The 3,071-nt window shown below is 35.9% G+C and carries 3 protein-coding genes; all 3 read left to right on the forward strand.

What is annotated here, in order from left to right; translation table 11 throughout:
• Nucleotides 1-224 precede the first annotated feature (224 nt).
• Nucleotides 225-1,835, forward strand: coding sequence for an RHS repeat-associated core domain-containing protein (locus CLHUN_RS21345; protein WP_080066703.1), 1,611 nt, complete (start codon nucleotides 225-227; stop codon nucleotides 1,833-1,835).
• Nucleotides 1,836-1,847: 12 nt separating this feature from the next.
• Nucleotides 1,848-2,354 (forward strand): DUF5104 domain-containing protein, encoded by a 507-nt coding sequence (locus CLHUN_RS21350; RefSeq protein WP_117387098.1) that lies wholly within the window; start codon nucleotides 1,848-1,850, stop codon nucleotides 2,352-2,354.
• A 295-nt stretch (nucleotides 2,355-2,649) separates the two neighbouring features.
• The coding region (locus tag CLHUN_RS21355; protein WP_133051132.1) for a hypothetical protein at nucleotides 2,650-3,071 on the forward strand (422 nt) is incomplete at its 3' end.

The following is a 3,071-nucleotide window of genomic DNA, read 5'->3' on the forward strand; positions in this document are numbered from 1 at the left end:
ATTATATGAGTATAGGTTTATTGATAATTATTTGTATCCTTAGTGCTATAAATATTATTTTTATTTTCTTTATGCCATTTATTTGGATTATACTTATTCCTATATCTGGAATAGTAACATTATACTCTATTTTATGCTCATATACTCGCATTTATTTTGGAGTAGGAAAAGAAAAAAACAAATAATAAATCAAAGAGATATAACATGTCTAAAAAAGCAGTTCCATGCTAACTTATGGAGCTACTTCGTCTACAGCCTATGTCTATGATGGAAACAACAGGCTTACGGAAGAGACAAAGAATGCTGGACAGTCCTCAGAGACAACCCATTACAGCTATGACGACAACGGAAATACAATTGGCAAGTACACCGAAACAATTTCACCGGCTACACAGGGGCAAACGGCAGAAGTTGATATATCAACAACCGGAGCAGCAGAGGAGATAACGGCGGCAGGAACAGTCTCTATAGAAACAGCTTCTGTGGATGTAGCTTTACCGGAGACAACCACAGAGCAGACACTGAGCCTTGAAGCCCAAGTACCGGGCACAGGTGAAAGCAAAAGCAACAATACAGTAAATACTGAGAATAGCATTACAATAAATGAATACAATGCTTTGAACCAACTGATAAAAGTAACCGAAGGAAGCAATACATACAGCTATACCTACAATTGGGATGGGCTGAGAGCCTCAAAGACAGTAAACGGCATGACTACAAACCACATATGGGACGGTGACCAGATGGTGCTGGAAACCGACGGCGCAGGAAATGTAACAAACAAATACATACGGGGAATAAATCTTATATACTCAGGAGAAGGTGCAAATAGAAGATATTTCCTGTATAATGGTCATGGAGATACAGCGCAGCTTACCGGTACAACAGGAAGCAGCATAAAAGTGTATGATTATGATGCCTTTGGAAATGAAAAGAACATAGACCCTAACGATACAAACCTGTTCAGGTACTGTGGAGAATATTTCGATAAGGAAACCGGGACTATCTATTTGAGGGCGCGGTATTATAACCCGGAAATAGGACGTTTTATTTCAGAGGATAGTTATTGGGGTAAGGATAGTGACCCGCTGTCGTTAAATCTTTATACTTACGTAAATAATAACCCAATTATATACTATGACCCAAACGGCCATTTCTGGAAAGAGGTAGGAGATGGGTTAAAATGGATTGGGGGCAAATTTTATGATGGTGCCAGCGCAGTAACGAGCGCAACGATACATGGAGCAGACTGGGTTGCAAGTAACATATTGAAAATAGACACTGCTTCTGCAGGTGAGGTTTTTCTGAATATGAATAAAGACTCGAAAGGTGTCTATCATGCAAACTTTGATTGTTGGCAAGCTAAATTTGGGTATAACGCTTCATATGATTTCTTTTTCGACATAGGAACAAGTATGTTGCCAGCAATATCCCAATTTAGAAGTGGTGGACAAGATTATAGGTTATGGGCTTGGAAAGGCGATTACATTAACTTAGGAGCGGGAGCGGAGTTAGGAATATACAAGAGAATGACAGTGGCAGGTTATGACACTCCCCAATGGGCTGTTGATAAAAGTCTTGCTATGATAATGACGCTGAATTTAAAGGACGATAAAGGAAATACAATCATAAGTTATGCGCCAAGCGATAAGCAATGGTGGATAACAGGCTTTAATCCAGCGTATAAAAATTTACAAGCCAGTAGCCTTACAGCTTCTTACTCTGTAACTTTCAATAATAGCACCATGTACAATGATTTTAAAAAGTCATTAGACCCTGAGGAAAAGAGATGGGTGTTTGATGATAAAAATAACATTGCTAAATTTAAATTTTAAAAAGGAGGGACTATGATGAGTAAAAAAATTATTGTTCTGGCTCTTATAGTAAATATAATATTACTGAGTTCATGCTCATTATTAGGAGGATCAAGAACAGATATGCTTAACAAGTATAATGAAGATGAAAAAGCTGATGCTCGTTTGGAACAAATAATTGAATCCATAAAAAACAAGGATAAAGACAGTATGAAAGGGACGTTCTCTGAACAAGCTTTGAAGGAAGCAAAAGACCTTGATGAAAGGATAGATTATGTATTCTCTCTTATCGAAGGAGATATCAAATCTTGGGAGAGTATAGGAGGTTCTATTGATGAAACAGGTGATTATGGTCAGAAAATAATAAAATCTAGATTTCGGTATGATGTATATACCGATCAAGAGCAATACTTATTTTCCATATTAGAATACACAAAAAACGATAAACATCCTGAAAATGTTGGGGTATACTCTCTGAAGATTATTAATGTGAAAGATGAAGAACCGATATTTTCAGATGCCGGAATTTATAAGCCGTAAGAATAACAAACAGCAGTCTGCTAGAGTTTAAAAGGCTCTGGTGGACTGTTTTGAATATAAAACATAGGAAATACTCCATATGAAAAAATTGAATATAAAGTTATGGAAGGAACCAGTAAAACATTAGAGATAGCTATACCTGCTGTAGAGATGACAGCGTGACAAGCAAAAGTATTTGAACAAATGGTTGATTATGCAAAGGATAATGGTGTTGATTTAGTATTAAAAATCATTATTAAATAAAGGAAGAAGGGTGTGCATTATAACAAATCTAAATAATTTTAGGGAAATCGTAATGTTAGCAGACAATTCTGGGAATATTGTTATATTTCTGGTAAGCAAAACAGATAAGCTTTTTGAGGATGGAGAAAACTATATTTATTATCCAGCATATTATCCTATAGAACTTAATTCTCCTTGTACACGTGAGGAGCTTGCGTCAAAGATTCAGGAGGGTATAGAAGAGTGGGATATACATACTCCATATGAATCAAAGAAAACATTTGAAGAAAAATACTATGGTATAAAAGGTTTTAAAAATGCTTCTCTAGGGAAAAAGTATATTACATTAGGCTGGAATGACATAGAGGGTAAATATATTAGTTTGGGTTTACCGCTAAAAAAGGGTTATGGTTATATGGGAATTGAAAGTATAAAATTAAAAGAGGATGGCGACTACTTAGACTATGCTAATGCGGTTATTGATTTAATAAATCT

Source organism: Ruminiclostridium hungatei (assembly GCF_002051585.1).
In the GTDB taxonomy this organism is placed as follows: Bacteria; Bacillota; Clostridia; order Acetivibrionales; family DSM-1351; genus Ruminiclostridium; species Ruminiclostridium hungatei.